The sequence below is a fragment of the Pseudarthrobacter arbutini genome (assembly GCF_054510915.1).
Map to the genome: position 1 here is coordinate 94487 of NZ_JBTNDQ010000010.1, position 26753 is coordinate 121239.

Sequence of the window (26753 nt, forward strand, 5' to 3'; positions counted from 1 at the left end):
GCGCGGCTACTTACTTGGGCGGGGTAGGGGAGGCGGGGCCGCCGTCGGACGCTTCCTGCCGGGCCGCGACGGTGGCATCCACCATGGCGGTCATAAACCGGCTGACGAGCTCCAGCTCTTCGGGGGAAAAGTCCGCCATGGCGTTGCCCATGTGGCGCGAAAGCGGCATGAACATGGCACTGCCGTCCCGGAACGCCTTGGGTGTCATGCGGAGCTGGACCTGCCGCCGGTCCGGACCGAGACGCTCCCTGACCACGTGCCCGGAACTGTCCAGCCGGTCGATGAGGGCGGTGGTGGCGGGCGAGCTGAGGTTGAGTTCCTTGCGCAGGATGCCCGGCGTGACCAGCTGGCCCTTGGCAGTGTGCCGCATGATCACCGCCAGCGCGTTGAGGTCCGTGCGGTGCATGTCGTTGCGGCCGCCGGCGGTGTCCACGTAGCGGTTGGCCTCCAGCGTGAAGTCCTGCAGCAGGCGGACCAGGGCGAAGGGTGCGGAGTCCGGTGGGCGCTGGAACGCTTCGTCTGTCATGGTCGTCCCGCCTCCGTTCGCTTGCTGGTGCCCGAGATCTGGTCTGGTGCCCTGACGGATATTACTGCAGCGACGCCCGATGAGTAGTTTCAAACAGGAAACCCAACCCAGGGCATTTATCTCCATGGTGGAGATACTCTAGGATGGAATCAAGTATACCGCGGCCATCCCGAGCGAAGCAGGAATCATGAAATCCCGTCCCCTACACAGCGCGAGGGTTCCGTTCTGGCTGCGCTGGCTCCTTCCCGTTCTGCTGGTTCTCACGTGGCTGGCCATTGCCGGGGTGGGTGGACCCACGTTCGGCCGGCTCGACGAGGTCTCCTCGAACGACCAGGCCTCGTTCCTGCCGGCGAGCGCCGAGGCCACCGCGGCCCAGGACTGGCAGGCAAAGTTCCGCGATTCAGACGAAGTGCCGGCCGTCATCGTCATCGAAAACACCGCCGCCATCAGCCCCGCGGAGCTTGGCGAACTGGCATCCCTGAAGGCCGGGCTGGAGGGCCTGGAGCTGGGCAGCGCGGTGATCGGCCCCATCCCGTCCGAGGACGGAAAAGCGGTCCAGTTCATTGCCCCGATCGGGTCCTCCGACCAGCTGAAGGAATCCGTCCGGGAGTTGCGGGACTTCCTGGCGGATTCCGCCCCTGCAGGCATGCAGACCTTCGTCACCGGACCCGCGGGCCTGACGGCAGACCTGGTCAGCGCCTTCGCCGGCATAGACGGCATCCTGCTGCTGGTGGCACTCGGCGCGGTCTTCCTGATCCTATTGATCGTCTACCGTTCGCTCCTGCTGCCCATCGCCGTGCTGCTCACCTCGGTTTTTGCGCTCTGTGCCGCCATCCTGCTGGTGTTCGGCATGGCAAAGCTCGGCTGGATCCAGCTGAGCGGCCAAAGCCAGGGCATCCTGTCCATCTTGGTGATCGGCGCGGCCACGGACTATGCCCTGCTGTACGTGGCGCGGTTCCGCGAGGCCCTGACCCACACGCGCAACCGGACCGAAGCCGTGCTCACAGCGTGGAAAGCTTCGTTCGAACCCATCCTGGGCTCTGGTGCCACCGTCATCATTGCCCTCCTCTGCCTCCTGTTCTCCGACCTGAACTCCAACAAGGCGCTTGGTCCAGTGGCGGCCGCTGGCATCCTCTGCTCGCTCTTCGCCGCGCTGACGCTGTTGCCTGCGCTGATGGCGCTTTTGGGCCGGGCTGCGTTCTGGCCTTTCCGCCCCAAGCTGGTTCCGGCAGGCGAGCGTGAGCCCGAGCTGGTCACCGGCCTGGAAGGGCAGAAAGGCGTCTGGCGGTCCACGGGTTCGCTGGTCACCCGCCGCCCGCGAACGGTCTGGGTCACTTCGGTCCTCCTTTTGCTGGTCGCTTCGGCCGGGGTGCTGCAGCTAAAGGCCAACGGCGTGCCGCAGACCGACGTCATCCTCACCGCGTCCAATGCGGTGGACGGCCAGGACGCGCTGGCCCGGCATTTCGACGCCGGCAGCGGCAGCCCCGCCGTCGTCATCGCGGACGAAAGTAAAGCCGATGAAGGGCTGGCAAAGGTCAAAGCGGCCGACGGCGTGGGGGACGCCTACCTCCTGGCTGAAGGCGGGGTGACGATCACCGGCGCTCCCAGCGCTCCCAGCGCGCCGGACGTCCACGAGGGCAAGGTGCTGATCAACGCGACGCTTAACTATGCCGCGGATTCCATTGAGGCAGAGGACGCCGTCAAGCTGCTGCGCGAGGATGTGAAAACGGTCGACGCCGGCGCGCTGGTTGGCGGCGTGACCGCCACTGCGCTGGACACCAACACCACCGCCCAGCGCGACCTGGTGATCATCATCCCCATCGTGCTGGCGGTCATCCTGCTCATCCTGATGCTGCTGCTGCGATCAGTCTTGGCGCCGGTCCTGTTGGTGCTTTCGGTGGTGCTGTCCTACGGGGCGGCCATGGGCGTCTCGGCGCTGGTCTTCAACAACATCCTCGGCTTCCCGGGTGCCGACGCCACCGTCCCGTTGTTCGGGTTTGTGTTCCTGGTGGCCCTGGGCGTGGACTACAACATCTTCCTGATGAGCCGTGTGCGGGAAGAGTCGCTGAAACACGGGACCCGGCCGGGCATCCTGCGCGGACTCGGAGTGACCGGCGGAGTGATCACTTCGGCCGGCGTGGTGCTGGCTGCCACGTTCGCCGCCCTGGGCGTCATTCCCATCATGTTCCTGGTGCAGCTCGCCTTCATTGTGGCGTTCGGCGTCCTGCTGGACACAGTGCTGGTCCGCTCGCTGCTAGTCCCCGCGCTGGCGCACGACATCGGCCCGCGCATCTGGTGGCCCGGCAACCTCGGCAGGCCGGAGCTGGATGTTGCGGTGCGGCGGAATGCTGGCGCGCTGGATGCCGGCGCATTTGGCGCCGATCTGGAATCCGCAGAGAACGCTGGTCGCCGGTAGGACTGTTGCCCCGCCCGCCGGCTTCGTCACCCCTGCGCGCGCCACCAGGCCGCCGTGGCTGCGACCGCCTCCGGCAGGGGTGTCGGGCGGAGGCCAAACCCGGCTTCACTGGCGGCTGAGTCCATCACAAACGGCTGCTCGAACTGATACAGCAGTTCCGCCACTTCCCGCATGTCCTTGGAGAACACGCCCATGGCCCGCAGCGCCCAGCCCGGTATGGCCCCCACCTTTGGCGCGGCCACCCCTGCGGCCTGGGTGAACGCGGTGGCCAGCTGCCGCTGCGTGACGGCCGGACCCGTGGGCGCGTGCCACACCTTGTTCCAGAGCGACGGCGTCCCCGCGGCATGGATCATTGCGGCGGCCAGGTCCGGGACGTAAGTGAATGAATGGGGCTGATCGGTGCTCCCGATGACCCAGAGTTTCTTGCCGGCCAGCACCGTGGGGACCATGCGCTCGCCGGCATGTGAGGTTCGCACCCGAGGGCCAAAGAAATCGCCGGCCACCACACTGACGGTGTTGGTCTCGGAGGCCGCCCGCGCCTTGAGCAGCGCGGTCCGGACGCCGCGTTTCCCGCCGGTGGCAGTCCGCGGACCCGCTTCGGTCATGGTGCGCCCAGGCTCGCTGTACGAGTAAAGGCTTTCGGGGAAGACGACGACGGCGCCCGCCTCGCCCGCTGCGGCCAGCACCGTTTGCTCGGCCCGGGGCAGTTCTGCTTGCCACGCGTCCACAGCGTAGGAGGAACCGTGGATGCAGTGGAAGACTGCGGTGGCGCCCGCGAAGGCCTCCCGCAATTGGGCGGCATCCTGGACGTCGGCCTTGACCCGCCCCACCAGCGGATGCTCGGGGCCGCTGCCGGAACGGGTGAGGATCCTGACGGTTTTCCCCTGGTTGGCGAGCTGTTCTGCGACCGTCCAGCCCACAGGCCCCGCGCCCGTTACTACGTATACATCGTTCATGGCTTCCCCTTTAGGATTCGTTATTGAGAGCACCGCTCTCCCAGTAGCGTGCACCTCCTGCCGGCAGCTGTCAAGAGCGGTGCTCTCAATTGTTGACACTGCTCTGCTTTATGCGATGCTGGACCAATGAATGACCCTGCCGCGGACGCGGAAACCACCCTTCGGACGCCGCGGGAGCGTGCCCGGGCCCAGACCATTGCTGACATCGTCAGGCTGGGCAGGGAGCACCTGGCAACGCACGGCGCGGCCGCCCTTTCCCTCCGCGCGGTGGCAAGGGATCTGGGCGTGGTCTCCTCCGCCGTCTACCGCTACGTGGCCAACCGCGACGAACTCCTTACGCTGCTTCTGGTGGACGCATACAGCGAGCTCGGCGACGCCGTGGATGCCGCGGTGAACGCGTTGCCGGAGCGCGACTTCGATGGCAGGTTCAAGGCGCTCGGCCGGGCTGTCAGGACATGGGCACTACGGGAGCCGGCGCGCTACGGGCTCCTTTTTGGCAGTCCGGTGCCGGGCTACCAGGCCCCCGCTGGCCAGACCACAACCCCGGGAACGCGCGTGATCTACCGCCTGATCGGCATTCTCGACGGCGCCTACCGGGCAGGTGCGCTGACCGCGACGGCGCGCACCGCCGTCGTATCTTCGGCCCTGTCCGCCGACCTGGAGGCGATCCGCCGCGAACTCGGGCTGGCCATGCCGGACGAACTCCAGGCGAACGGCGCCCTCGTGTGGACGTCGCTCTTCGGGGCCGTGAGTTTCGAGGTTTTTGGCCAATACGGCGCGGACACGTTCCGTGCCCGGGACGAACTCTTTGACCACCACCTCGCCGTACTCGCGGGGATGGCGGGGCTCGGCGCCTGACAGGTATCGCAGTACGCCCTGGCGTCTGCGGCCACCCCTGTTTCACGCCGCCTGGGCTGAGTAGACTCCAAATGCGCCCGGATGGACGCGGAACTCAAAGGAGAGATCACGTCATGAGTGAAAACACCGCACCTGAAGAAGAACGCCGCAAAGGCAGCACCGAACCCGGCATGGAGGGCGAAGGTGGGCAGTATGAGGAAGCCGACTTCGGCGAGGCCGGCGTCGTGGGCGGCACGGGAAACCAGCCCGAGGAGGGCGAGTACGCGGAAGGTGACTACGGCGAGGCCGGCGTCGTGGGCGGCACGGGGAGCCGGCCCGAGGAGGGCGAGTACGCGGAAGGTGACTACGGCGAGGCCGGCGTCGGCGGCTCGGGGGACCAGCCCACGGAGGGTGAGTACCCGGGAGGCGATTACGGCGATGCCGGCTCTGTTGACAGCGCGCGCGAGGTGGAAGTGGACGAGGACAAGAACTCGTAGCGGTCGTTCACGCACAGCGAACTACTGCCAGGGAAGCGGATTTCCCGCCTGAAACCCCCGGAATTCCAGGGGTTCGGCTGCGGGTGCCGCGACCCAAAAATCCAAAGTTGAGCGTACTCTGCTCAACTTTGGATTGACATCGGTTGCGCCCCGGGTAAAGTTGAGTGCAGAACGCTCAACACGAGCGCCAGCAAGTTTCCAAGGAAAGAAGGAAGCAACACATGTCACGTGCAGTAGGTATCGACCTCGGAACCACCAACTCCGTCGTCTCCGTTCTCGAAGGTGGCGAGCCCACCGTTATTGCCAACGCCGAGGGCGGCCGCACCACGCCGTCCGTCGTTGCATTCTCCAAGTCCGGCGAAGTCCTGGTTGGGGAGATCGCCAAGCGCCAGGCCGTCAACAACATCGATCGCACCATCGCCTCCGTCAAGCGCCATATGGGCACCGACTGGGGCGTCGGCATTGACGACAAGAAGTACACCCCGCAGGAAATCTCCGCCCGTATCCTGATGAAGCTGAAGAACGACGCTGAGTCCTACCTGGGCGAAAAGGTCACCGACGCTGTTATCACCGTCCCGGCCTACTTCAACGACGCCGAGCGCCAGGCCACCAAGGAAGCCGGCGAAATCGCGGGACTCAAGGTCCTCCGCATTGTCAACGAGCCCACCGCGGCTGCACTGGCATACGGCCTGGACAAGGGCAAGGAAGACGAACTCATCCTGGTCTTCGACCTCGGCGGCGGAACGTTCGACGTCTCCCTGCTTGAGGTTGGCAAGGACGAAGACAACTTCTCCACCATCCAGGTCCGCTCCACCGCGGGCGAAAACCACCTCGGCGGCGATGACTGGGACCAGCGCGTTGTGGATTACCTGCTGACTCAGCTCAAGGTCAAGGGCATCGACCTGTCCAAGGACAAGATCGCCCTGCAGCGCCTCCGTGAAGCTGCCGAGCAGGCCAAGAAGGAACTCTCTTCTTCCAGCAGCACCAACGTTTCGCTCCAGTACCTCTCCGTCACCCCTGACGGCCCGGTCCACCTGGACGAGCAGCTGACCCGCGCCAAGTTCCAGGACCTCACCAAGGACCTGCTCGAGCGCACCAAGAAGCCGTTCCACGACGTCATCAAGGAAGCAGGCATCAAGCTCTCCGAGATCGACCACATCGTCCTCGTTGGCGGATCCACCCGTATGCCCGCTGTCTACGACCTGGTCAAGGAACTGGCCGGCGGCAAGGAGCCGAACAAGGGCGTCAACCCGGATGAAGTTGTGGCCGTCGGCGCAGCACTCCAGGCCGGCGTTCTGAAGGGCGAGCGCAAGGACGTCCTGCTGATCGACGTCACCCCGCTGTCCCTCGGCATCGAGACCAAGGGCGGCGTCATGACGCACCTGATCGAGCGCAACACGGCCATCCCGACGAAACGGTCCGAGACCTTCACCACCGCGGACGACAACCAGCCGTCCGTGGCCATCCAGGTCTTCCAGGGCGAGCGCGAGTTCACCCGCGACAACAAGCCGCTGGGCACGTTCGAGCTGACCGGCATCGCGCCGGCGCCGCGCGGCGTCCCGCAGGTCGAAGTCACTTTCGATATTGACGCCAACGGCATCGTGCACGTTTCGGCGAAGGACAAGGGCACCGGCAAGGAACAGTCCATGACCATCACCGGCGGTACCGCACTCTCCAAGGAGGACATTGACCGCATGGTCCGTGACGCCGAGGAGCACGCAGCCGAGGACAAGGCCCGCCGCGAGGCAACGGACACCCGGAACACGGCCGAGCAGCTTGCTTACTCCGTGGACAAGCTGATTGCCGACAACGCCGACAAGCTGCCCGAAGAGGTCAAGACCGAGGTCCAGGCCGACGTCGACGCGCTCAAGAAGGCCCTCGAGGGCACCGATGACGCAGCCGTGAAAACCGCGTTCGAGAAGCTCCAGGCTTCCCAGTCGAAGCTCGGCGAGGCCATCTACGCCCAGGCCGGTTCGCCGGACGGTGCCACCGGTGCCGCAGGTGCCGAAGGCGCCGCTGGTGGCGCCTCCGCCGGTGACAAGGCTGCTGACGAGGACATCGTCGACGCCGAGATCATCGACGAAGACGAAGCGAAGAAGTAGCCATGCCGCACCACGGTAACGAGGAAGAGCACAACTCATCCGCGAACCCGGAGCCGGTCATCCGGGACAACCGCAAGGTTGATCCGGTGACAGGGAAGGCCCGGCACCCGGAGGGCGAGCAGCCCGCTGACGCGCCGGTGGGCGAGTCTCCGGTGGGCGAACCCCTAGTGGGCGAGCCTGTTGACAGCGACGGCGATGCACTCGCCCAGGCCGAGGAAATCCTGAACGGCATCGAGGTGCCGGCCGAGGAATCGGTGGCACAGGGTGCAGGACACGCTGAAGCTGCCGAGCTGAAGAACGATCTCCTCCGCCTCCAGGCTGAATACGTCAACTACCGCAAGCGCGTTGAGCGCGACCGGGCCGTGGCAGGGGAGATGGCCGTTATCGGCGTCCTGAACTCCCTGCTGCCGGTACTGGACGACGTCGACGCTGCCCGCCAGCACGGTGACCTGACCGACGGCCCGTTCGCCGCGATCGCCACCAAGCTGGAGAACGCGCTGAAGACGTACGGCCTGGTCCGCATTGATGAGACCGGAGTGGAGTTCGATCCCACGATCCACGAGGCCCTCATCCAGCAGCCGGGCGAGGACATCGAGGTTGACACCGTCAGCCAGGTCCTCCGCTCCGGCTACCGGTCAGGCGAACGCGTCCTCCGCGCAGCACAGGTCATCGTCGCAGTTCCTGCGTAGCATTTACCCCATCGAGATGGCAGTTCGCGGCAGTGATTCGCAAGAACATTGCCGCGAACTGCCATCTCGGCACAGAGATTTGAAAGGAAACGCCATTGGCTAGCCAGGATTGGGTGGACAAGGACTTTTACGCGATCCTTGGTATCGCCAAGGACGCTTCCGACGCCGACATCAAGAAGGCCTACCGGAAACTTGCCCGCCAGCACCACCCGGACACCAACTCGGGGGACGCTGCGTCGGAGAAGAAGTTCAAGGACATCTCCGAGGCCTATTCAGTGCTGTCTGATCCGGACGAGCGCCAGCAGTATGACGCCATCCGGGCCATGGGCGGCGGCGCGCGCTTTGCCCCCGGTGGGGCCGGTGCCGGCAACGGCGGCTTCGAGGACATGTTCGGCGGGCTGTTCACCGGCGGCGCGGGGCGTCAGCCCGGCGGGTTCAACACCTCAGGCGGCATCCCGCCCGAGTTCGCTGACCTTTTTGGCGGCGGCGGCGGCTTCGGCGGCCAGACCGGCTTCCAGCGCCCGCCGCAGAAGGGCGCCGACCGTACGGCGACCACCAGCATTTCCTTCTCCGGGTCCATCCGCGGCACCACCATCGGCCTGCGCGAACCCAGCGGTGACGTCATTGACGTCCGCGTTCCCGCCGGCATCAAGGACGGCCAGAAAGTGCGCGTCCGCGGCAAGGGCCAGCCAGGACCCGCCGGCAACGGCGACCTCATGGTGGCCGTGTCCGTCAAGCCCCACGAGTTTTACACGCGCGACGGCGACAACCTCCGCATCCATGTCCCGGTCACCTTCCCGGAAGCTGCCTTGGGCGCCGACATCCAGGTCCCCACCATCGACGGCGAGACCGTCAAGGTCCGCGTTCCGGCCGGCACGCCTTCGGGGCGTACGCTCCGGGTCAAAGGCCACGGCGTGAAGACCTCCAAGGTCACCGGCGATCTCCTGGTGACCATCGACGTCGCGGTGCCGAAGAACCTGAACAAGGAAGCCGAAGCAGCCGTGAAGGCCTTTGCCGAAGCCACCGCCGACGCCGATGTCCGTGAAGGCCTGGCCGCCAAGGCCCGGCTCTAAGCAACGGAGCAGACCGTGGACATCAGCGCTGACCAGCCGATCTTCGTGATCTCCGTCGCGGCTGAACTGGCGGATATGCACCCGCAGACGCTCCGGCAGTATGACCGGCTGGGCATTGTGTCGCCCAGCCGGGCGCCAGGGAAGTCTCGCCGCTACTCGCAGCGGGACATCAACATGCTGCGCGAAGTCCAGCGGCTGTCCCACGAGGGCGTCTCGCTCGAAGGCATTAAACGGATCCTTGAGCTCGAGAACCAGGTGGCCGCCTTGCAGCGCAGGGTGAGCGAGCTGACCGAGGAACTGGGCCGCCGTCGTGATCCCCTCGATTCGCGGATCTTCGCAGCCGGTGCCGCCGGCGACGTGGTGAGCCTGGCCCGCGGCCAGCGCCCCCGCGCGCGGTCCCAGGCCGTCGTGGTCTGGCGGCCCAGGGCACTGGGCGAATAAACGCCGGGGAAGCCCAACCGGCGCCTGGACAGCCTTCCCGCTTCTTGGGATCTGCGTATAGCCACAGGTCAGGGCCGGTTATCCGTGCCCGGGCCGGATTATGTCCGGCTATCGGGCCAAAGTTACGCCGCGGCAGGTTACCCGCAGGTTAACTCTCCCAGGCCCGCTCTCCCGCGGTTTTCTCGCGCGCAGCTGTCGTGCGCCTCAACTCCCGGCCGGGACGGGGAGCCGCCCCGAAACGGTCTCGAAACCAACCGGGCAGGCGCCGAAACAATTCGCTCCTACGTTCATCGCAAGGGGTCACTTCTGACGGACCTCGGAGGCGAGTCGCTGCCCAGCGCAGCGGCGGAGTGAGAAGCAGGTACACATGAGGGTTTCGGTCACCAAACGCGCTTTCCTTCCCCTGGCGGCTGCCGCCATGGCCACGGTCCTGGCAGGCTGCGGCAGCCAGATAGCAGACCCTGCGTCCGCCGGCTCCACCGCGAGCAGCGGTACTTCTTGTGTAAACACCTCAGGCAGCAGCGTCAAGGTGGGGTTCATCAACTCACTCTCAGGCACTATGGCCATCAGTGAGAGCACCGTCTTCGACTCCCTGACCCTGGCCGCCGAGGAGATCAATGCTTCCGGCGGTGTCCTGGGCAAACAGCTTGAGGTCATAAGTGAGGACGGCGCCAGCGAGCCGACCAAGTTCGCGGAGCGTGCCGGGAAACTGATCCAGCAGGACTGCACCGCTGCGGTGTTCGGCGGCTGGACCTCGTCAAGCCGCAAGGCCATGCTCCCGGTCTTTGAGGCCAACGACGCGCTGCTGTTCTATCCGGTGCAGTACGAGGGTCTGGAGTCCTCCAAAAACATCTTCTACACCGGGGCAACCACCAACCAGCAGATCATTCCAGCCCTGGACTACCTGGCAGAGCAGGGAACTAAGTCCCTTTTCCTGGTTGGCAGTGACTACGTCTTCCCACGGACAGCCAACAAAATCATCCAGGCCTACGCCGCAGCCAAGGGCATCGAAGTCCTCGGCGAAGAGTACGCCCCGCTCGGCTCCACGGAATTTTCCACCATCGTCAACAAAGTCCGTGACTCCAAGGCCGATGCGGTCTTCAACACCCTCAATGGCGACAGCAACGTGGCCTTCTTCCGCCAGTACAAGAGCGTCGGCCTGACGGCGGACAGCATGCCCGTGGTCTCCGTGTCCATCGCCGAGGAGGAAGTCCCCGGCGTCGGCCTGGACAACGTGGAAGGCCAGCTGACTGCGTGGGACTACTACCAGACCCTGGATACCCCGGCCAACATGAAGTTCGTCGCAGCGTTCAAAGCGAAGTTCGGCGCCGAGCGGGTAACCAGCGACCCCATGGAAGCTGCCTACACCTCGCTCTACCTCTGGAAAGCCATGGTGGAGAAGGCCGGATCATTCGAGGTGGACAAGGTGCAGGCCGCCGCGGACGGAGTGACCTTCGAGGCGCCTGAAGGCCTGGTCACGGTCAACGGGGAGAACAACCACATCACCAAGACCCCCCGCATCGGCAAGATCAACGCGGAGGGCCTGATCGACACGGTGTGGTCATCGCCCGCGGCGGTTGAACCGGATCCGTTCCTGGCCACCTACGCCTGGGCCAAGAACCTGGCCAAGTAACGGACCCCGGAAACATCGAATGAAAGGCCTGCTGGAATGGAACTCCTGATAGGGCAGATGTTCGCCGGACTCAGCCTCGGCTCCGTGCTGCTCCTGGCGGCACTGGGACTGTCGCTGACCTTCGGCCAGATGGGGGTCATCAACATGGCCCACGGTGAGTTCATGATGGCCGGGGCCTACACGGCCTTCGTGGTCCAGCAGGCCATCTCCGACGCCGGCGTATCGCTGCTGGTGTCCATTCCCGCGGGCTTCCTGGTGGGAGGTGTCCTGGGGCTGGTGCTCGAAGCGGTGCTGTTGCGCCGCATGTACCACCGGCCCCTGGACACGCTCCTAGTCACTTTTGGGGTGGCGCTCATCCTGCAGCAGGCCGCACGTGACATTTTCGGCGCACCCAGCGTTGATGTCCGTGCACCGGCATGGCTCCAGGGGAACATCGAGTTGCTGGGCGCTCCCATCCCGCTGACCCGGCTCTTCATCCTGGGGCTCTCTCTGCTGTGCCTCGCCGGCCTGGTCCTCCTCCTGAAGGCCACGCCGCTCGGGCGCCGTATCCGGGCCGTTGTGCTGAACCGGGACCTCGCGGAAACGAGCGGGGTATCAACCCGGCGCAGCGACCAGCTGACGTTTTTCATCGGCTCGGGCCTGGCAGGCATCGCCGGCGTCGCGGTCACCCTCATTGGGTCAACAAGCCCGTACCTCGGCACCAACTACATAGTCGATGCCTTCCTGGTGGTGGTGGCCGGTGGCATCGGCCAGATCAAGGGGGCCGTCATCGCCGCGTTTGCCCTGGGCGTGCTTCAGTCCGTGTTCGAGTACTCGACGACGGCCAGCATCGGCAAGGTCCTGATCCTGATAGTCATCGTGGTGTTCCTCCAGCTTCGGCCGCAGGGCATCTTCAGCCTCAAAACGAGGAGCCTGGCATGAGAACACTGTTGCGTGGGCGGTGGGCAACCGCGGCCGGATTCACCCTTGGCGCGGTCCTGCTCCTGGGCGTTGCACCCGCGGTGCTTCCGGCGTTCAACCTGGGCCTGCTGGGGAAGTTCCTCTGCTTCGCGATCGTGGCAGTCGGCATCGGCCTGGCGTGGGGACGCGGCGGCATGCTGACCCTGGGCCAGGGGGTGTTCTTCGGGCTTGGCGCCTACATCATGGCCATGCACATGAAGCTGGCCGACGCGTCGCTCTTCGGCGGCTCCGGAGTGCCGGACTTTATGTCCCTTTACGGCAGCGGTGAGGTGCCCGGCTGGTGGGAACCGTTCCGCAGCCCCGCGGTGACCATCCTGGCCGTGGTCCTGGTTCCGGGGCTCGTGGCACTCGTCCTCGGTTTGGCCATCTTCAAGCGCCGCGTCAAAGGCGCCTATTTCGCGATTCTCAGCCAGGCTCTCGCGGCTGCGTTCGCCGTGTTCCTGATCGGCCAGCAGGCCACAACCGGCGGTTCCAATGGACTCAACGGCTTCCGGTCCTTCTTCGGTTTTGACCTGAAGGACCCGAACAACAAGCTCATGCTGTACATGATCGCGGCGGTGGTCCTGCTGCTGTCACTCGCCATTGCCCGGCAGCTCATGCACAGCCGGTTCGGCGAGCTGCTGGTGGCGGTCCGGGACCAGGAGGAGCGCGTCCGCTTCCTGGGCTACGATCCGGCGACCGTCAAAACCGTCATCTACGTGGCGGCCGCTGTCTTGGCCGGCGTTGCCGGGGCGCTGTTCGTTCCGCTCGTTGGGATCATTTCCCCGGCAGACGTGGGCGTGATCCCATCCATCGCGTTCCTCATCGGCGTCGCAATCGGCGGCCGCGCGACCCTCCTCGGGCCAGTCCTCGGCGCGGTCTCCGTAGCCGCAGCCCAGTCCAGCCTGTCTTCCACTTTCCCGTCCTTCTGGGTGTACTTCCAGGGCCTGCTGTTTGTCCTGGTTATCGGGTTTATGCCTGGCGGGCTTGCCTCATTGCCGGCGCTGGTGGCCAGGCGGCGCCAAACCCCGCGCGCAGCGTCAGCGCCTGGTTCCAAAGCGCCCAGTCCCGCGCCGCCAGATCCCGCAGCGCCCAGTCCCAAAGCTCCAGATCCCGACGTTGAAGAGAGAGCCACCAAGCCTGAGGAGGTCAGCAGATGAGCACGCCCACGCTGCTCCCGGACGGGGAGCCACAGGCCGGGGGGCTGCGCCGCGGCCGGCCCAAATACCTTGAAGTCCGCAACCTCTCGGTCTCCTTTGACGGATTCCTGGCTGTGGACAATGTCAACCTTGATGTGATCCAGGGCGACCTGCGGTTCCTTATCGGCCCCAACGGCGCCGGCAAAACGACAGTAATCGATGCCATCACCGGCCTGGTTCCGGCCACTGGATCTGTGAACCACACGGGCACAGAGATGCTCGGCCGCAAAGTGCACCAGATCGCCCGGCTGGGCGTCGGGCGCACTTTCCAGACCGCAAGCGTGTTTGAGAACCTGTCCGTGCTCCAAAACCTCGACATCGCTGCGGGCTCCGGCCGGAGGCCGCTCCAGATGCTCCGCCGCCGGAAGGCCGTGGACCCCGCCGTCGAAGAAGCACTGGACATCATCGGCCTGGCAGGCAAAGCGGACAAAAAGGCCGGCATCCTCGCCCACGGACAGAAGCAGTGGCTGGAAATCGGCATGCTGCTGGTGCAGAACTCGGACGTCCTGCTCCTGGACGAGCCCATCGCGGGGATGAGCCAGGATGAACGCGGGGAAACCGGCGAACTGCTGCGCCGCATCGCAGCCAACCGCATCACCCTGGTCATTGAGCACGATATGGACTTCGTTCGGGAGTTCGCCACGTCAGTCTCTGTCCTCGCCGCTGGCAAGGTCCTCAGCGAGGGAAGCGTAGCGCAGGTGCAGGCAGACAAGAAGGTGCAGGACGTCTACCTGGGTACCTCGGGAACGGACGGCCGCTGATGCTGGAAATCGAAGATCTGCAGACCGGCTACGGCCGAACGCAAGTGATCTCCGGGGTGAGCGTGACCGTCCCGGATGGAGCCGTTGTCTCCGTCCTGGGGCACAACGGCGCCGGCAAAACAACGCTGCTACGCGCCGTCGTCGGCCTGCTCAAACCCATGGCGGGACGCATTATCCTGGACGGGGAGGACATCTCGGCCCTCCGCCCGCACCAGCGCGTGGCGCGTGGCATGGCCTATGTACCGCAGGGCCAGCAGTCATTCGGGCAGCTGTCTGTCATGGAGAATCTGCAGGTCGTCGCGGACGGGCGCAGGAACGGCACTGAACGCGTGGCGGAGGCCCTCGACATGTTTCCCGCGCTCCGGCCGCTGCTGGCACGGCGGGCCGGGCTGCTGTCGGGCGGTCAGCGGCAGCAACTTTCCATTGCCCGGGCGTTGATCACCGACACGCGCCTGCTGATCCTGGACGAACCAACCGAGGGCATCCAGCCCAACGTTGTGGCCGAGATCGAAGCGACCATCGTCAAGCTGTCCCAGCGCAACGGCATGAGTATCCTCCTGGTGGAGCAGCACATCGGTTTTGCCCTCCATGCTGCGGACAGCTACTACGTCCTTTCGGCCGGAAGGGTCTCGTCCTCAGGAGCCGGCGGCGCCGGATCGGCGGCCAATGTGCGGCAGGCAATGCTCATCTGAGGCAAGAACAACGCTTGTCCGACGCCGGAAAAGCGAGTACTCACTACTCGTGACCGGACCGCCCCCAGTGGCTTGAATGGAACTTCAGCTGGGTCTCACAGCGCAGGGTTCGAGCCTCTGGGGGTTTCTCGTGTTTGGTTCATCAGTCGTTATGTTCGCAGGGTCCAGTGTTGGGCTGATCCTGCTTGCCGCCGGTCAGGCCGTCGTGGTGGTGTGCATGTGCTTTGACATGGTGCGGGCGCTGTCCGTGCCGAGGTCGCACCGGCGCTACGTGGCCAGCACGGTCTTCCGGACGCTGGCCGTTCCGTCCATCATCGCCGCCGGCATGAGCGTGCTGATCGACGCGCTGGCCTGGTCCTGGATGGACGTTGGCATGTCGATGTTCGTGATGGTGGCAATCATCTTCCGCCTGCACCACGACAAGGACGAAGACAACTGGTGGAAGGGCAAGGGCAAAAAACTCGCCCGCTGGGCCCGCCGCCAGTTCAGCCCGGGAACGTCGGTAGCGCCGGCGATGGGGTAGGACTCCGGCGACCCGGGCACACGGCCTAAGGGGCCGGTTGTGGCCTGCATCACGGCCGCGTAGAATTCCACTTCAGGGCATGATTCATATATGGAACGCTGAGTTCTATTATAGAACTCGAAAGTGCCAGCCACACAACGAAGTGAGGAAAGCCCGTGCAGTTCCACCACCACGGTTATGTATCCGGTGACCCGCGGGTCCAGCCAGCATCCGGCGTCGGTCTGGACCGGCATGCCGAGCTTCCCGACGAAGTGGACGTGCTCATCGTGGGCACCGGTCCTGCGGGCATGCTCACCGCGGCCCAGCTCTCGCGGTTCCCCGGCGTCACCACACGCATCGTGGAGCGCCGCCCCGGGCGGCTCGTCATCGGCCAGGCGGACGGCATCCAGGCCCGCAGCGTCGAAACTTTTCAGGCCTTCGGGTTCTCGGAGCGCATCATCGCCGAGGCGTACCGCATCACCGAAATGGCGTTCTGGAAGCCGGACCCCGCCGACCATTCCCGGATCGCCCGCGCCGCCCGCACGCCGGACGACCCCACGGGCATCAGCGAGTTCCCGCACCTGATCGTCAACCAGGCCCGCGTGCTGGACTACTTCGCCGAGTACATGGCCAACGCGCCAGCGCGGATGTCGCCCGACTACGGCTATGAGTTCCGCAGCCTCGATATCGGCGACGGCGACTACCCAGTCGCCGTGAGGCTCGTCCACACTTCAGGACCTGACGAGGGCAAGACCCGCGTTGTCCGGGCCAAGTACGTCGTCGGTGCGGACGGCGCACGCAGCAAGGTGCGCGAATCGATCGGCTGCACCATGGCCGGCGACCAGGCCCATCACGCGTGGGGAGTCATGGACGTTCTCGCCGTCACCGACTTCCCCGACATCCGCACAAAATGCGCCATTCAGTCCGGTGCGGGCGGCAGCATCCTGCTGATTCCGCGCGAAGGCGGGCACCTCTTCCGCATGTACGTTGACCTCGGCGAGGTCGCGCCAGAGGACCACGGGGCCGTGCGAAGCACCACCATCGAGCAGATCATCAGCCACGCAAACACCATCCTGCACCCCTACACCCTGGACGTCCGCAACGTCGCCTGGCACAGCGTGTATGAGGTTGCCCACCGCCTCACGGACAGGTTCGACGACGTACTTCCGGACCAGCGCGGGACGCGCACACCCCGCGTGTTCATCACCGGCGATGCCTGCCACACGCACAGCGCCAAGGCCGGCCAGGGCATGAACGTCTCGCTGCAGGACGGCTTCAACCTCGGCTGGAAGCTCGGGCACGTGCTCGAGGGCCGCAGCCCGGCAAGCCTGCTGGCGACGTACTCGGCCGAGCGCCAGGTGGTGGCGAAGAACCTGATCGACTTCGACAAAGAGTGGTCCACCATGATGGCGAAGAAGCCGGAGGAGTTTGCGAACCCCTCCGAGCTTGAGGACTTCTACGTCAGCACCGCCGAGTTCCCGGCGGGCTTTATGACCCAGTACACGCCGTCCATGATTACCGCAGAACCGGTGCACCAGCACCTGGCAGCCGGCTTCCCCATCGGGAAGCGGTTCAAGTCCGCGCCCGTGGTCCGCGTCTGCGACGGTAACCCGATGCACCTCGGCCACCACGCCACGGCGGACGGCCGGTGGCGCATCTACGTTTTCGCCGACGCGGCAGCACCCGAGACGGCGTCGCCGCCCATAGAACATCCGACGCCGGGACAGACGCCGGGACAACAGGATGCCGGACAGACGACGGCGGGACAGTACGCGCCGCCGTCGTCCGTCTCCGGCTTCGCCGAGTGGATCGCGAACTCGCCGGAATCACCGCTGGCCGCTACGCCGTCGGGCGCTGACCGGGACACGTGGTTCGATGTGAAGGTCATCTACCAGCAGGACCACACAAACGTTGATATCGGTGCGGTTCCGGCGGCGTTCAAGCCGTCAGTGGGGCCGTTCCAGCTGACGGACTACGAGAAGGTCTACGCCACCGATCCCGCCGCTGACATCTTCGAGCTCCGCGGCCTGGACCGCGGCGGCGTGGTGGTGGTGGTGCGGCCGGACCAGTACGTGGCCGATGTCCTGCCCGTGGGCGCGACGGCGGAACTCGCCGCGTTTTTCGCTCCCCTCCTACTGCTCCATGAGACGCGGGAGCTGCCCACGGAGGCCTGACCGGCGGGGCTTCGGTCGCCGGCCTGATTTGCTGACCCCGGGGATCAGGCAGTGACTGTCTGCGCGGTCCGGAACTCGGCAGCGGGATAGACGCCCAGGATGCGGACTTCCGTGGTGAAGAAATCCAGCTCCTCAAGGGCCAGGCGCAACGGCAGGTCCTCGGGGTGGCCTTCGACGTCCACCATGAACATCGTGGCGGCGAATTCGTCGCCCACCATGTAGCTCTCCAGCCGGGTCATGTTCACGCCGTTCGTGGCGAACCCGCCCAGCGCCTTGAACAGCGCCGACGGGACGTTCCTGACGCGGAACACAAAGCTGGTCACCGCCGGCCCGGGCAGCTCTTCGCGGGTGGGCAGTTCCTTTTCCCGCGCCAGGACCACAAAACGGGTGGTGTTGGACGGGTCGTCCTCGACCCGCGACGCCAGCACCTCAAGGCCGTAGATCTCGGCCGCAAGCGGGGGAGCGAGGGACAGTTTGGTGGGGTCGTTCCACTCGCGGACCTCCCGGGCGGAGCCGGCGGTATCCCCGGCAATGACTGGACGCAGTCCGGCCTCCCGGATCAGGCGGCGGCACTGGCCCAGGGCGTGGATGTGGCTGTGGACCTCGGTGGCCGCCTCGATGGTGCTGCCCGGAATGCCCAGCAGGTCAAAGTGGATGGGCAGGAAGAACTCGCCCACGATCTGCAGGTGCGACTGGGGAAGCAGGATGTGGATGTCCGCCACCCTGCCGGCGATCGAGTTCTCAATCGGAATCATCGCCAGCTCCGCCTCGCCGCTGGAGACCAGCTCGAAGGCGTCCTCGAAGCTGGCGCAGGGAACACTGTCCAGCTGGGGGAACATCTGCATGCACGCGATATTGGAGTTGGCGCCGGGCTCACCCTGGTACGCAATCTTCTGGGCCATGGTCCGTATGGTTTCACGTCAGGTGCCTGCCCACCCAACTGAGTCAGCCTCACAGTCGTTTTGAGGGTCCAAAACGACTGATAGCGCTGCTCAGTTGGGGAATCATAGGCGGGATGACACCGAGCCAGAGGCATTGGTGCGACGCAGCAGTCTTGGCTTAGCCCGCGCCCAGCCGCATGGATACCTGGTACCGGTCGGAGCGGTACGTTGAGACGGCGTATTCGATGGGCGTGCCAGGATCCTCCTCGCCGGTGAACGAACGGCGCCGGAAGAGCAGGACGGGTGCCCCCGGTTCGATGTCCAGCAGCGCGGCGGTCTCGTCAGGGGCGGCGGCGGCCTCGACGGTCTGTTCCGCATGCTGCACCGGGTGCCCCGCGGCGCCGAGGGCCCGGTAAAGGGACCCCGTCAGGTCTTCCGAGAGCAGCCCGGGGACCAGTGCGGGCGGCAGCCACGATTCGTCCACACTGACGGGAGCGCCGTTCGCGAGCCGCAGCCTGCGGACGCGAAAGGCAGCTTCCCCGGGCGCCAGCCCGAGGTGATCGGCGGCCGCCGCCGGCGGCACTGCCGTGGAGGCGTTGATGACCCGTGTGCTGGGTTCGAATCCGGCTGCCCGCATGTCCTCGTTGAACGAGGCCAGGTGCAGGGTGGAACGCACCAGCCCGTGGGAGACGAACGTGCCCTTCCCCTTGATCCGCACCAGCGCGCCGTCCTGGACCAGGTCCGAAATGGCACGGCGCACTGTGATGCGGGAGACGCCGAACTGCTCCTCCAGCTGCCGCTCACCCAGCAGGGCGTCCCCGGGCCGCATTGTGGTGGCCACGAGATCCTGGAGTTGCCTGCGGACCCAGACGTGTTTTAGTTCCCCTGCCGTATCCATGTCTCCTATTTTCCGGGAATTTTGAACAGGTGGCCGCCTGCTTCCACACGGCCACCGGAGGCCGGAGGTTCGATGGCGTCCGCCGCGCTGTCCAGGATCACCACGGGACTGCACATGCTCAGGTCCTTTGAGCGGACCAGTGTGACGTCCACGGTGATCATGGGGTCGCCGGCGCGGACCTGGTCACCCTTCTGCGCGAGCACGGTGAAGCCCTCGCCCTTCAGGCCGACGGTGTCGATGCCGACGTGGACCAGCACGGCGGGCCCGGACGCGTGCTGGACGATGTAGGCGTGCGGCATGACCTTGATGACCCGGCCGTCCAGCGGTGCGACGGCGGTGAGGACGCCGGCGTCGTCGTCGGGAATTACGGCGGCGCCGCCACCTACAAGCCCCTTGGCGAACACGGGGTCCGGCACCTCGTTCAGGGGAATGAGCTGGCCCGGCAGGGGGGCAACAACGCTGATGAACTGGGCCGGCGCTTCCGTGCCCACGTCAGGCGTGCTCACCTCAGGACTGCTCACATCAGGTCCTGGATGTCTTCGGCGAGGCTTTCGGCCTCCGGCCCCACAACCACCTGGACCACCGTGCCGGACATCATGACGCCGTGGGCACCCGCGGCCTTGAGGGCGGCCTCGTCAACCCGTGAAGAGTCCACCACCTCGGTGCGAAGGCGGGTGATGCACCCTTCGATATCTTCGACGTTGTCGGCGCCGCCAAGGGCGGCGAGGATGATTTCTGCTTTGGACATGTCCACTCCTGAGTTCGTTTCGCGGTGAATGACGCCGGGTCCGGAAGCTTTTTTACGGCTTGAGGTTGACAACTGAGGTCGGCGCCCTTCACAGTGATGGTTGTCACTGGTTATAACCAGTTAGCTAGACTCTACTGAATCAAGCAACCCCGCACAAGCACCACCCTCTTCGAGACGAGGAACATTATGACCACGGAAAACCCATCAGCTTCCGCCGGGGCCGGCCCGCTGGCCGCCCCGGCACCGGGCAAGGGCAAGGGCAGCGGAAAAGCGCTGCAGAACATGCAGCGCTTCGGCCGCAGCCTTATGCTCCCCATCGCCGCCCTCCCCGCGGCGGCGCTGCTTTTGCGCCTGGGCCAAGACGACCTGCTGGGCAGTTTCGAATCCCTGACCACCGTCGCCCAGGTCATCGGCGCCGCCGGCGGTGCCCTGTTCGAGAACCTGCCGCTGCTCTTCGCCGTCGGCATCTCCTTCGGTTTCGCCAAAAAGGGTGACGGTTCCACGGCCCTCGCCGCCGTCGTCGGCTACCTGGTCCTGACCAACGTCTTCAAGGTCATGGCCCCGCTGGTGCTGGGAGCCGCCCCGGAGGGCGGCGAGGATCCCGTCATCAATTACGGCGTCCTGGCCGGCATTGTGATGGGCCTGACGACGGCGTTGTTGTGGCAGCGTTTCCACCGCACCACCCTGCCGGACTGGCTGGGCTTCTTCGCGGGCCGCCGCCTGGTGCCCATCCTGACGTCCTTCGCCGCGATCGTGATCGGCGTCGCCATGGCGCTGCTGTATCCGCTGTTCAACAACGGGCTGACTGCCGTGGGCAATACGGTTGCGGACAACACCGTGGTGGGCGGCGGAATCTACGGCGTCATCAACCGCCTGCTCCTCCCGCTGGGACTGCACCATATCCTGAACTCCATCCTCTGGTTCATTGTCGGTGACTACAACGGCGCCCACGGTGACCTGAACCGGTTCTTCGCCGGGGACCCCACCGCCGGCGCCTTCATGACCGGGTTCTTCCCCATCATGATGTTCGCCCTGCCCGCGGCCGCCCTGGCCATCTGGCACGAAGCCAAGCCGTCGCAGAAGAAGATTGTCGGCGGAATCATGCTCTCGACCGGCCTCACCGCCTTCATCACCGGGATAACCGAACCTCTGGAATTCTCGTTCATGTTCGTGGCCTGGCCGCTGTACGTCGTCCACGCCTTCCTGACCGGGACGTCCATGATGCTGGTCAACTTCCTCGGCATCCATCACGGGTTCGGATTCTCAGCAGGAGCGATCGACTACGTCCTGAACTTCGGCATTGCACAGAATCCGCTGTGGCTGATCCCCATCGGGCTGGGCTACGCCGCCGTGTACTACGTGGTGTTCCGCTTTGTGATCCGTCGCTGGAACCTGCGCACCATGGGCCGCGAAGATGAAAACGACGAGAACGGCTCAATGGCCAAAGCCGATGCCAGCTGAACGGCCGGTGACCCTGGACGCCGACACCAACGGCGGGGTGGGGCTGCGGGGCCGCCTCGTCACCGGACTCCCCGGTGCTGCGGTGATCGACGACGGCACCGTGGTGATGGCCGGAGGGAACATCGTGTGGTGCGGCCCGACGTCGGACCTGCCGGAAGGTTTCGACGCCGACCTCCGGCAAGTGCCGCTCATCCTGCCCGGACTCGTGGACGTGCACTGCCACGGTGCCGTGGGGCACACTTTCTCCGCGGATGCGGACGGCGCGCGCTTGGCTGCCGGCCACCATGCAGCGCAGGGCACGACGTCGGTACTCGCCTCGCTGGTCTCGGCGGCGTCGCAGGTACTGCTGGAACAGGTCGAGGCGCTGCGGGACCTGGTGCAGGATGGCACCCTGGCCGGCCTGCACCTGGAAGGGCCCTTCATCACCACAAGCATGTGCGGGGCCCAGGACCCGGCAGCCATCATCGACGGAGACCCGGCGCTCCTGCAGCAGTGGCTTGAGGCGGGACGAGGGGCCGTGCGGTCAATGACTCTTGCCCCCGAAACCCCGAACTTTGCCGAGCTGGTGCAGCTCTGCCGGGATCACGGCGTCGTGCCTTCCCTTGGCCACACCGCCGCTACGGCTTCCCGCACCCGGGAAGTCCTGGGCGGCGCAAATGGTGGGGTTGGCGGCCCGTGGTCGGCCACGCATCTGTTCAACCGGATGCCCCCGCTGGGCCACCGCACGCCCGGACCCATCGCGGTTCTGCTGCAAGCGGCCGAGGAGTCACCCGGGCAGATGGTGCTGGAACTGATTGCCGACGGCGTGCACCTGGACCCGGAGATCGTCCGGATGGTCTTCGGGCTGGTGGGACCCCGCTCCATTGCGCTCATTACGGATGCGATGGCAGCGGCGGGCATGTCCGACGGCCATTACACTCTCGGCAGCCTGGACGTGCTGGTCCAGGACCGCGTGGCGCGCCTGGCCGGTCCCGCCGACGCCGGTCCCAACGCCGGTCCCGGGGCGATCGCCGGCGCGACGAGCCACCTGCTGGAGAACGTACGCCGCTGCGTTGAGTGGAGCGTTCCCCTGGCCGATGCCGTCGTCGCGGCATCCTCCACTCCGGCGCGGCTGATGGGCCTGGATCGGCCTGGCCCCAACCGGGTGGGAGCCATTGCCCAGGGTTTCCGGGCGGACGTGCTGGTGACAACCGAAGAACTTGAACTCGTGCAGGCCTACCGCGCCGGCACACCACAAACACAGGGAAGGAATGACCGTGCAGATAGTTCTGTGTGAGTCCGCCGATCACGTAGGAGCCCGGGCGGCCGACATCATCGAGGCCAGGGTCCGCCAGGGTCCTGCCGTGCTGGGGCTGGCCACCGGCGGCTCCCCGCGATCCACCTACCAGGAGCTCATTCGGCGGCACCGCGAAGAGCAACTCAGCTTCAGCCAGGTCACCGGCTTCACGCTGGACGAATACGCGGGCCTGCCGCCGGAACACGGCCAGTCGTACTACTCCACCATCCGGCGGGAGTTCGTCGACCAGGTGGACCTGCCTCTGGAACGGCTCTTTACCCCGCAGGGAGACGCGTCGGACCTGGTGGCCGAAGCTGACCGTTATGACGCAGCCATCGCCGCCGGCGGGGGTGTGGACATTCAGATCCTGGGCATCGGCGCCAACGGCCACATAGGCTTCAACGAGCCGACGTCGTCACTGGCTTCCCGCACGAGGGTGAAGACCCTCGCCGGGGCCACTCGGGCTGACAACGCGCGGTTCTTTTCCGACGGCGATGTTCCGCGGCTGTGCCTGACGCAGGGTCTCGGGACCATCCGCGAAGCCAAACTGGCAGTGCTGGTGGCGATGGGCGAGAACAAGGCCGCCGCTGTCCAGGCCATGGTGGAAGGGCCGGTCAGCGCCCACTGCCCCGCGTCGGTGCTCCAGCTGCACCGGAGGGCCGTGGTCATCCTGGACCCGGGAGCCGCTTCCCAGCTGAGCCTGCTGGATTACTACCGGGAAGCCCAGGACTTCAACGACAGGCTGGGCCAGACACCCACAAGGCCCTGGCTTCAGCAGCCGGTCAGCCGTTGAGGGGTGTGTGACGCTCGTCGCATAAAATTCCGCAAAATGAAATTTTGCTATCATGACATGGAATAACTGCTGAACTAGAGGAGGCGGCGTGGACGCTCGGCTTGAGGCCATCCGGAATACGGTACTGGCGCGGAACCCAGGTGAAGCTGAATTCCACCAGGCGGTGACCGAGGTCTTTGAGAGCCTTGGCCCCGTCCACGACCGGCACCCCGAGTTGCTCGAAGCCGCCATCCTGGAGCGGCTCTGCGAGCCCGAACGCCAGATCATCTTCCGCGTCCCGTGGACCGACGACTCCGGCCGCGTGCAGATCAACCGTGGCTTCCGGGTCGAATTCAGCTCCGCCCTTGGTCCCTACAAGGGCGGCCTGCGCTTCCACCCCTCTGTCTACCTCGGCATTGTGAAGTTCCTGGGCTTCGAGCAGATCTTCAAGAACGCCCTCACCGGCATGCCCATCGGCGGCGGCAAGGGCGGCTCGGACTTCGACCCTCGCGGCCGCAGCGATGCCGAAGTGATGCGGTTCTGCCAGTCGTTCATGACCGAGCTCTACCGGCACATCGGCGAGTACACCGATGTGCCGGCCGGTGATATCGGCGTCGGCGGCCGTGAAATCGGTTACCTCTTCGGGCAGTACAAGCGCATCACCAACCGCTACGAATCCGGCGTCCTCACCGGGAAGGGCATGTCCTGGGGCGGCTCCCTGGTGCGGCCGGAAGCCACCGGCTTTGGCACCGTCATCTTCACCCAGGAGATGCTGAAAACCCGTGGATCCTCCTTCGACGGGCAGCGCGTGGTGGTGTCGGGTTCCGGCAACGTGGCCATCAACGCCATTGCCAAGGCGCAGACGCTCGGTGCCAGCGTGGTGGCCTGCTCCGACTCCTCCGGATACATCGTGGATGAGGCGGGAATCGACGTCGCGCTCCTCCGCGAGGTCAAGGAAGTTGAACGCGGACGCCTCAAGGATTATGCAGTGCGCCGCCCCGGCGTTTCCTATGTGGAAGCCGGATCGGTGTGGGATGTCGACGCAACAGTGGCGCTGCCCTGCGCCACGCAGAACGAGCTCGACGGCGATGCTGCCGCGCGGTTGGTCCGGAACGGCCTGGTCGCGGTCGGCGAAGGCGCCAACATGCCCTCCACCCGCGACGCTGTCTCGGTGTTCCAGGATGCCGGCGTGTTGTTCGGGCCGGGCAAGGCCGCGAACGCAGGTGGCGTGGCGACGTCGGCGCTCGAGATGCAGCAGAACGCCAGCCGCGATTCCTGGTCCTTCGAGCACACAGAACAGCGGCTCACCGAGATCATGGTGGGAATTCATCACCGCTGCGCTTCAACCGCGGACGAGTACGGCGACCCCGGCAACTACGTGCTGGGCGCCAACATCGGCGGCTTCGTCAAGGTGGCTGACGCCATGCTCGCGCAGGGGCTTATCTAGCGCACACCCCACACTGACGCTCATAGCGGCCACCGACCCAGGAAGGGTCGGTGGCCGCTTGCGTTGTTCCAGCGTCCGGCCACGGAGTTTACCCATCAGGTTCCTGGCCGTGTCCGCCAAGTAACCGGAATTCCCTGAATCCAAAGTTCGTTTGAGTGACCTGTGAAACTCGCGTGCCCGTGACTGAAACGTTGATTTAACCAGCCAGAAACCCATCGCGGAACTGCAGCCATACTGTTGGAATCAGACGGCAATAGCTGCCCTCCGATGAACGTGGTACTGACTCCGCGTCCCTCCTCCGGAGCGGCTCTGACGGGCAATTTCCGTTCTCTCTTCGCATCACGAAAGGGGTTTCCCATGGATTCGGGAAATGTCGCTTGGATTCTGGCCAGCTCAGCGCTGGTCTGCATGATGATCCCCGCCCTGGCCCTGTTTTATGGGGGTATGGTGGGGTCTCGTCGCATTCTCAACATGATGATGATGTGCTTTGGCGGCGCGAGCCTGGTGGCAGTACTCTGGGCGCTCTTCGGTTATTCCATGGCCTTCGGAAACTCCGTGGGCGGCCTCGGACTCATCGGGGACATCACGGAATTCCCGGGCATGGGACAGTTGCTTGCCGAAGACGAGGCAGCCTCCATTCCAGTGGTCCTGTTCGCCGCCTTCCAACTGTTCTTCGCCTGTGTCACTACGGCCCTGGTTGCGGGAGCGGCAGCCGGACGTATGAAGTTCGGCGCCTGGATGCTGTTTGCCGGAATCTGGGCAACCATCGTCTACTTCCCCATCGCACACTGGGTGTTCGCTTTCTCCTCTGCTGACGGCAGCGTCACGGGCGGCTGGATCGCGAGCGGCATCAAGGCAATCGACTTCGCCGGTGGAACCGCCGTGCACATGAACGCCGGCGCCGCGGCGCTTGCACTGGCACTCGTGCTCGGCAAGAGCTCCGGCTGGCCCAAGATGGAGCACACCAAGCCGCACAGCCGGCCGCTTGTGCTCGTGGGCGCGGGACTGCTCTGGGTGGGCTGGTTCGGCTTCAACGCAGGCTCCGCACTCTCGGCCGGGCAGTCCGCCTCCGTTGTATTCCTGAACACCGCGGTGGCAGCGTCGGCCGGCCTCCTCGCCTGGGCGCTGATTGAGCGCCTCCGCCACGGCGCAGCCACCAGCATGGGAGCGGCATCCGGCCTGATCTCGGCCCTGGTTGCCATTACGCCTGCTTGCGGCGCGGTCAGCCCGCTGGGTGCACTGGCCATCGGCGCCATCGCCGGTGCCGTCTGCTCCCTCGCTATCGAACTGAAGTTCCGCCTGGGCTACGACGATTCGCTCGACGTCGTGGGCGTTCACCTCGTGGGCGGCATCATCGGCACCTTGTTGATCGGCCTGTTTGCCACCGACGCTGCTCCGAACGCCGTCAACGGTCTGTTCTATGGCGGCGGCGTTGAATTGCTGGGTGTCCAGGCGCTGGCCACAGTGACGGTCCTGGCGTACTCGTTCGGCATCACGTGGATCCTGGCCAAGATCCTCGACCGCGTTGTCGGCCTGCGGATCAAGCCTGAGGACGAAATGCGCGGTATCGACATCGCCGCGCACTCGGAACTTGCCTACCTCACTGATGAAGACCCGGTGGAGCTCGGTTCGCCGCAGCGGGCCTGATAACCAGTGGGGGCTGAACTCAAATAGGTATGCCCGGGCGGCGCCCATTGGCGCCGCCCGGCGCGAGCCCGGCTAAGGGCCGAACATCGGACCGGTGTCAGCAGCCGCTGGCTTATAGTTCCGCAGTTCGGCCTTTTGTCGTGCCGGCCTCGATACCCTGTGCTCGTGCCCTGGCTTCGGATGCTT

General features: G+C 65.6%; 25 protein-coding genes. 19 read left to right on the plus strand and 6 right to left on the minus strand.

The annotated features are described in order from the left end of the window. Window positions 1–10: 10 nt before the first annotated feature. Window positions 11–526 carry a MarR family winged helix-turn-helix transcriptional regulator gene (locus tag ACX80V_RS12840; protein WP_485843449.1) on the minus strand — a complete coding sequence of 172 codons (516 nt, stop codon included), beginning with the start codon at window positions 524–526 and terminating at the stop codon, window positions 11–13. A 187-nt stretch (window positions 527–713) separates the two neighbouring features. On the opposite strand from ACX80V_RS12840, the gene ACX80V_RS12845 reads away from it, so the two are divergent. Beyond that, on the plus strand, window positions 714–2942 hold the full coding sequence (locus ACX80V_RS12845; protein ID WP_485843450.1) for an MMPL family transporter: 2229 nt from the start codon (window positions 714–716) through the stop codon (window positions 2940–2942). 26 nt (window positions 2943–2968) lie between these two features. Here ACX80V_RS12845 and ACX80V_RS12850 read toward each other — a convergent pair whose 3' ends face one another. Then, window positions 2969–3898 carry an NAD-dependent epimerase/dehydratase family protein gene (locus tag ACX80V_RS12850; RefSeq protein ID WP_485843451.1) on the minus strand — a complete coding sequence of 310 codons (930 nt, stop codon included), beginning with the start codon at window positions 3896–3898 and terminating at the stop codon, window positions 2969–2971. A gap of 126 nt (window positions 3899–4024) precedes the next feature. Here ACX80V_RS12850 and ACX80V_RS12855 point away from each other — a divergent pair, with 126 nt between their 5' ends. The 13 genes from ACX80V_RS12855 to ACX80V_RS12915 all read left to right on the plus strand — a co-directional run bounded on the left by ACX80V_RS12855 (window position 4025) and on the right by ACX80V_RS12915 (window position 17437). Continuing rightward, on the plus strand, window positions 4025–4756 hold the full coding sequence (locus ACX80V_RS12855; RefSeq protein ID WP_485843452.1) for a TetR/AcrR family transcriptional regulator: 732 nt from the start codon (window positions 4025–4027) through the stop codon (window positions 4754–4756). 113 nt (window positions 4757–4869) lie between these two features. After that, a complete protein-coding gene (locus ACX80V_RS12860; RefSeq protein WP_485843453.1) occupies window positions 4870–5232 on the plus strand; it encodes a hypothetical protein in 363 nt (120 codons plus the stop codon). A gap of 221 nt (window positions 5233–5453) precedes the next feature. Continuing rightward, window positions 5454–7334, plus strand: coding sequence for a molecular chaperone DnaK (gene dnaK, locus ACX80V_RS12865; protein WP_485843454.1), 1881 nt, complete (start codon window positions 5454–5456; stop codon window positions 7332–7334). A gap of 2 nt (window positions 7335–7336) precedes the next feature. Beyond that, complete coding sequence (locus tag ACX80V_RS12870) at window positions 7337–8023, plus strand: nucleotide exchange factor GrpE (RefSeq protein WP_485843455.1); 687 nt, start codon at window positions 7337–7339, stop codon at window positions 8021–8023. 95 nt (window positions 8024–8118) lie between these two features. Further along, window positions 8119–9096, plus strand: a complete 978-nt coding sequence (locus ACX80V_RS12875) for a DnaJ C-terminal domain-containing protein (protein WP_485843456.1) — start codon at window positions 8119–8121, stop codon at window positions 9094–9096. Window positions 9097–9111: 15 nt separating this feature from the next. Continuing rightward, on the plus strand, window positions 9112–9537 hold the full coding sequence (locus tag ACX80V_RS12880; RefSeq protein ID WP_308292606.1) for a heat shock protein transcriptional repressor HspR: 426 nt from the start codon (window positions 9112–9114) through the stop codon (window positions 9535–9537). Between the two features lie 367 nt (window positions 9538–9904). Next, window positions 9905–11170, plus strand: a complete 1266-nt coding sequence (gene urtA / locus ACX80V_RS12885) for an urea ABC transporter substrate-binding protein (RefSeq protein ID WP_485843457.1) — start codon at window positions 9905–9907, stop codon at window positions 11168–11170. A 36-nt stretch (window positions 11171–11206) separates the two neighbouring features. Next, window positions 11207–12091 (plus strand): urea ABC transporter permease subunit UrtB, encoded by an 885-nt coding sequence (gene urtB / locus ACX80V_RS12890; RefSeq protein WP_485843458.1) that lies wholly within the window; start codon window positions 11207–11209, stop codon window positions 12089–12091. Continuing rightward, a complete protein-coding gene (urtC, locus tag ACX80V_RS12895; RefSeq protein ID WP_485843459.1) occupies window positions 12088–13269 on the plus strand; it encodes an urea ABC transporter permease subunit UrtC in 1182 nt (393 codons plus the stop codon). The genes urtB and urtC overlap by 4 nt, the downstream gene beginning before the upstream one ends. Next, window positions 13266–14069 (plus strand): urea ABC transporter ATP-binding protein UrtD, encoded by an 804-nt coding sequence (gene urtD, locus ACX80V_RS12900; RefSeq protein ID WP_485843460.1) that lies wholly within the window; start codon window positions 13266–13268, stop codon window positions 14067–14069. The genes urtC and urtD overlap by 4 nt, the downstream gene beginning before the upstream one ends. Next, on the plus strand, window positions 14069–14761 hold the full coding sequence (urtE, locus tag ACX80V_RS12905) for an urea ABC transporter ATP-binding subunit UrtE (RefSeq protein WP_485843461.1): 693 nt from the start codon (window positions 14069–14071) through the stop codon (window positions 14759–14761). The genes urtD and urtE overlap by 1 nt, the downstream gene beginning before the upstream one ends. Before the next feature lie 151 nt (window positions 14762–14912). After that, the gene (locus tag ACX80V_RS12910; RefSeq protein WP_485843551.1) at window positions 14913–15284 is read left to right on the plus strand and encodes a hypothetical protein; all 372 of its coding nucleotides are present in this window, start codon (window positions 14913–14915) and stop codon (window positions 15282–15284) included. Between the two features lie 155 nt (window positions 15285–15439). Continuing rightward, window positions 15440–17437 carry an FAD-binding monooxygenase gene (locus ACX80V_RS12915; RefSeq protein WP_485843462.1) on the plus strand — a complete coding sequence of 666 codons (1998 nt, stop codon included), beginning with the start codon at window positions 15440–15442 and terminating at the stop codon, window positions 17435–17437. A gap of 44 nt (window positions 17438–17481) precedes the next feature. Here ACX80V_RS12915 and ACX80V_RS12920 read toward each other — a convergent pair whose 3' ends face one another. The 4 genes from ACX80V_RS12920 to ACX80V_RS12935 all read right to left on the minus strand — a co-directional run bounded on the left by ACX80V_RS12920 (window position 17482) and on the right by ACX80V_RS12935 (window position 19964). Beyond that, on the minus strand, window positions 17482–18339 hold the full coding sequence (locus ACX80V_RS12920) for a prephenate dehydratase (RefSeq protein WP_058930896.1): 858 nt from the start codon (window positions 18337–18339) through the stop codon (window positions 17482–17484). A 157-nt stretch (window positions 18340–18496) separates the two neighbouring features. Then, window positions 18497–19216 (minus strand): GntR family transcriptional regulator, encoded by a 720-nt coding sequence (locus tag ACX80V_RS12925; RefSeq protein ID WP_485843463.1) that lies wholly within the window; start codon window positions 19214–19216, stop codon window positions 18497–18499. A gap of 5 nt (window positions 19217–19221) precedes the next feature. Next, the gene (locus ACX80V_RS12930) at window positions 19222–19722 is read right to left on the minus strand and encodes a PTS sugar transporter subunit IIA (protein WP_485843464.1); all 501 of its coding nucleotides are present in this window, start codon (window positions 19720–19722) and stop codon (window positions 19222–19224) included. Between the two features lie 11 nt (window positions 19723–19733). Next, a complete protein-coding gene (locus ACX80V_RS12935) occupies window positions 19734–19964 on the minus strand; it encodes a PTS sugar transporter subunit IIB (protein WP_485843465.1) in 231 nt (76 codons plus the stop codon). A gap of 186 nt (window positions 19965–20150) precedes the next feature. Here ACX80V_RS12935 and ACX80V_RS12940 point away from each other — a divergent pair, with 186 nt between their 5' ends. The 5 genes from ACX80V_RS12940 to ACX80V_RS12960 all read left to right on the plus strand — a co-directional run bounded on the left by ACX80V_RS12940 (window position 20151) and on the right by ACX80V_RS12960 (window position 26567). After that, window positions 20151–21425 carry a PTS transporter subunit EIIC gene (locus tag ACX80V_RS12940; protein ID WP_485843466.1) on the plus strand — a complete coding sequence of 425 codons (1275 nt, stop codon included), beginning with the start codon at window positions 20151–20153 and terminating at the stop codon, window positions 21423–21425. Beyond that, window positions 21415–22701, plus strand: coding sequence for an N-acetylglucosamine-6-phosphate deacetylase (locus ACX80V_RS12945; protein ID WP_485843467.1), 1287 nt, complete (start codon window positions 21415–21417; stop codon window positions 22699–22701). The genes ACX80V_RS12940 and ACX80V_RS12945 overlap by 11 nt, the downstream gene beginning before the upstream one ends. Next, a complete protein-coding gene (nagB, locus tag ACX80V_RS12950) occupies window positions 22682–23494 on the plus strand; it encodes a glucosamine-6-phosphate deaminase (RefSeq protein ID WP_485843468.1) in 813 nt (270 codons plus the stop codon). The genes ACX80V_RS12945 and nagB overlap by 20 nt, the downstream gene beginning before the upstream one ends. Window positions 23495–23582: 88 nt before the next feature. Next, window positions 23583–24920, plus strand: coding sequence for an NADP-specific glutamate dehydrogenase (gdhA, locus tag ACX80V_RS12955; protein WP_485843469.1), 1338 nt, complete (start codon window positions 23583–23585; stop codon window positions 24918–24920). Window positions 24921–25277: 357 nt separating this feature from the next. Then, entirely contained in the window at window positions 25278–26567 is a 1290-nt protein-coding gene (locus ACX80V_RS12960) for an ammonium transporter (protein WP_485843470.1), read from the plus strand. Window positions 26568–26753 lie beyond the last annotated feature (186 nt).

Bases quoted from the DNA above. Each gene is read 5' to 3' on its own strand.
- ACX80V_RS12840 (WP_485843449.1), bottom strand. From the start codon at position 526: ATGACAGACGAAGCGTTCCAGCGCCCACCGGACTCCGCACCCTTCGCC.
- ACX80V_RS12845 (WP_485843450.1), top strand. From the start codon at position 714: ATGAAATCCCGTCCCCTACACAGCGCGAGGGTTCCGTTCTGGCTGCGC.
- ACX80V_RS12850 (WP_485843451.1), bottom strand. From the start codon at position 3,898: ATGAACGATGTATACGTAGTAACGGGCGCGGGGCCTGTGGGCTGGACG.
- ACX80V_RS12855 (WP_485843452.1), top strand. From the start codon at position 4,025: ATGAATGACCCTGCCGCGGACGCGGAAACCACCCTTCGGACGCCGCGG.
- ACX80V_RS12860 (WP_485843453.1), top strand. From the start codon at position 4,870: ATGAGTGAAAACACCGCACCTGAAGAAGAACGCCGCAAAGGCAGCACC.
- dnaK (WP_485843454.1), top strand. From the start codon at position 5,454: ATGTCACGTGCAGTAGGTATCGACCTCGGAACCACCAACTCCGTCGTC.
- ACX80V_RS12870 (WP_485843455.1), top strand. From the start codon at position 7,337: ATGCCGCACCACGGTAACGAGGAAGAGCACAACTCATCCGCGAACCCG.
- urtA (WP_485843457.1), top strand. From the start codon at position 9,905: ATGAGGGTTTCGGTCACCAAACGCGCTTTCCTTCCCCTGGCGGCTGCC.
- urtB (WP_485843458.1), top strand. From the start codon at position 11,207: ATGGAACTCCTGATAGGGCAGATGTTCGCCGGACTCAGCCTCGGCTCC.
- urtC (WP_485843459.1), top strand. From the start codon at position 12,088: ATGAGAACACTGTTGCGTGGGCGGTGGGCAACCGCGGCCGGATTCACC.
- urtD (WP_485843460.1), top strand. From the start codon at position 13,266: ATGAGCACGCCCACGCTGCTCCCGGACGGGGAGCCACAGGCCGGGGGG.
- urtE (WP_485843461.1), top strand. From the start codon at position 14,069: ATGCTGGAAATCGAAGATCTGCAGACCGGCTACGGCCGAACGCAAGTG.
- ACX80V_RS12910 (WP_485843551.1), top strand. From the start codon at position 14,913: ATGTTCGCAGGGTCCAGTGTTGGGCTGATCCTGCTTGCCGCCGGTCAG.
- ACX80V_RS12920 (WP_058930896.1), bottom strand. From the start codon at position 18,339: ATGGCCCAGAAGATTGCGTACCAGGGTGAGCCCGGCGCCAACTCCAAT.
- ACX80V_RS12925 (WP_485843463.1), bottom strand. From the start codon at position 19,216: ATGGATACGGCAGGGGAACTAAAACACGTCTGGGTCCGCAGGCAACTC.
- ACX80V_RS12935 (WP_485843465.1), bottom strand. From the start codon at position 19,964: ATGTCCAAAGCAGAAATCATCCTCGCCGCCCTTGGCGGCGCCGACAAC.
- ACX80V_RS12940 (WP_485843466.1), top strand. From the start codon at position 20,151: ATGACCACGGAAAACCCATCAGCTTCCGCCGGGGCCGGCCCGCTGGCC.
- ACX80V_RS12945 (WP_485843467.1), top strand. From the start codon at position 21,415: ATGCCAGCTGAACGGCCGGTGACCCTGGACGCCGACACCAACGGCGGG.
- ACX80V_RS12960 (WP_485843470.1), top strand. From the start codon at position 25,278: ATGGATTCGGGAAATGTCGCTTGGATTCTGGCCAGCTCAGCGCTGGTC.